Consider the following 2241-nt stretch of genomic DNA (forward strand, 5'->3'; position numbering starts at 1 on the left):
TAGCGGGGAGACTCATGAAGCCCTGCTGGGTTTTCAAAGAGGCTGTAAAGCAGCATTTGAAGGTGTAAAGAAAAATGGAACCGTTGGGAACCTTAAGCCGGTGGAACACTTCCAGGGCATTGAACCGGCAGGGAAATTGGATCAGCGTACATATGCTGCATTACAGAAAGAAAAAAGTAAAAGGGTAACTGCAAATTACAATAATACTCCTCCAAAGAAAGTTGAGAATGGAAATAAGGGGACGGGTAATACTGCAGACTTTATTGATTCACCAGTTCCTCAGGGGACAAGTAATAATATGACAGCTTTAAATATAATTTCATTAGTAACTTTGTACCAAAATATGAGTGCTACAGAAAGAATTGAAGCTTTGATAAATATAGCAAATGGTTCAAATAATACTCTAATAAAGGCAGGAGTAGTTCCGGGAATTATAGTTAATGAACCTCAAAAGATGGTAGAAAATTTTAAGGCTGCTGTTCAATTTCAACTTAATATTGGCACTAATTTTGAAGACCCAGATATGGCTGAAGCTTTTGCTTCAGTATTTACAGCTTATGTAACCGGAAAACTAATTGAAGGAATAAAATTGCCATTTAAGGGAACGGTTAAGACTACAACGGTAAGCACACTTAAAACATCAGAGCTAAATACAACACAGGGACTTACAATGAGTAAAAACCAATTTAAATCATTTGTTGAAACTATTAAAACTGAAGGAATAAAAGAACCAATCAAGTATGTTGAGTATAACGGACAGAAATATGTTGTTGATGGGCATCATAGATTACAAGCAGCAAAACAATTGGGAATAAAGGATGTTCCGGTTGAAAAAGTAGAACTACCATATAAAGGCTATAAAATAGTTGAAGATTTGTTCTGGTGAGATTAAATAGATGAATAAGTATAACTTATATTATGGAGAGTCATTGGAAAGGAGTGGTGATAGATGGCAACTTGGCAATTTACTTTCTCAGTAATACCTGAAAAGGTAGTATTAGGAAGAGAAGGTAATACTCAATATAATACGAAGCTGAGTGATTTTGATGATTCATTGTCATGGGACGGGTATTATTTATCTGAGTCTTCAATAGAAAAGATATCAGAGACATTAAAACAAACCAAGAGCTGGTCAGATAGTATTAGACAATTTGGGTGTATCGATGAAACTTGTATAGAATTATTTTATGAAAAAAATACATTACTTGATATATCTATTCGATTAGATTTGAGAAGTTTAACATCAGATATTTTAAAAATGATAATTGATTTTGTAAAAGAAAATAAAGCACTAATATTAACCACAAAAGGGGTATTAATTAAACCAGTTTTAGAGGATTTTGTTACTGAAATAAGAAAATCAGATGCACATTCCTTTGCCAAGAATCCTCAAGAATTCTTGACTTCACTTAATAAATAAGTATAGAACTTGTTTAATAGGCCACAGTTTTGGCATGTTCCACCTTGTGATGAACAGTTATTCTACTACAAAGGGAGCATGACATTTTGACTGACGAGGGCTTTTTTCTTAGCACAAAGTAGATATAAAATTAGCAGGGCGCAACCATTATGGGTACGTACTTTTTTAACCGTTTTTACCATGTTTCATTTGCTGCATGTTTTCGAAGGCCCTCAAACTGCTGATTTAAAAGTAGTTTAAAAATAAAAAGTAGGAACCCTATTCCCTATTTGAGAAACTAAATTACTTGAATTGTAAAAACATTCAACTTGCAGAATCACTTATTTCTCAGTCCTATTATAATATATATAAATTTTATAAGTCAGTTTTATTTCAGCATGCAGTGCTCTTTGATTTTAATCAAAATCAGAGGGCACTTTTTATATTTCAAAAAGGAGATAATCAAATGAAGTACCATTAATTCTTGACGATGCAGAAATTCCAGCTATTATTTCGTAAGCGCTTAATCTTGGGGTGCCTTGTTTGAATCTTTATGACACCAGGATGGTAATTCGGAGGACCATGGAAGAAAAGGTGTCAGGGATTCTTGAGTTAATTCGTTCAAGCAAGGAAGCTTGGACAATAGATACACCAAATACATATATGGGTTGAGTTGATTTGCTTTGGCTGATTCGATCATGCTGTATACAATGGCGAGACTGCGAGAAATTTTCTGTAAAAGCCTTCTGTGATAGAATAAAACACAGGAGGCTTTTAAATTATGGGAAGACCGAGAAAAACACCTGGGATGAGTGAAGGAAAGCAGAATATCATAAGACAAC

Annotated in this window: 2 protein-coding genes and 1 pseudogene; 2 read left to right on the forward strand and 1 reads right to left on the reverse strand. The window is 34.1% G+C overall.

The window, feature by feature from the left end; translation table 11 throughout:
• The coding region (locus tag CLHUN_RS21390) for a ParB N-terminal domain-containing protein (RefSeq protein ID WP_165755827.1) at positions 1 to 886 on the forward strand (886 nt) is incomplete at its 5' end.
• A gap of 63 nt (positions 887 to 949) precedes the next feature.
• The gene (locus CLHUN_RS21395) at positions 950 to 1420 is read left to right on the forward strand and encodes a hypothetical protein (RefSeq protein ID WP_080066707.1); all 471 of its coding nucleotides are present in this window, start codon (positions 950 to 952) and stop codon (positions 1418 to 1420) included.
• Positions 1421 to 1922: 502 nt separating this feature from the next.
• On the opposite strand, the pseudogene CLHUN_RS21400 reads toward CLHUN_RS21395, so the two are convergent.
• Positions 1923 to 2126, reverse strand: a pseudogene (locus CLHUN_RS21400) (transposase domain-containing protein); the annotation flags it as partial.
• Positions 2127 to 2241: the final 115 nt, after the last annotated feature.

This window comes from Ruminiclostridium hungatei, assembly GCF_002051585.1.
GTDB lineage: Bacteria > Bacillota > Clostridia > Acetivibrionales > DSM-1351 > Ruminiclostridium > Ruminiclostridium hungatei.

Excerpts from the sequence above, each read along its gene's own strand:
- CLHUN_RS21395 (WP_080066707.1), top strand. The coding sequence starts at position 950 with ATGGCAACTTGGCAATTTACTTTCTCAGTAATACCTGAAAAGGTAGTA.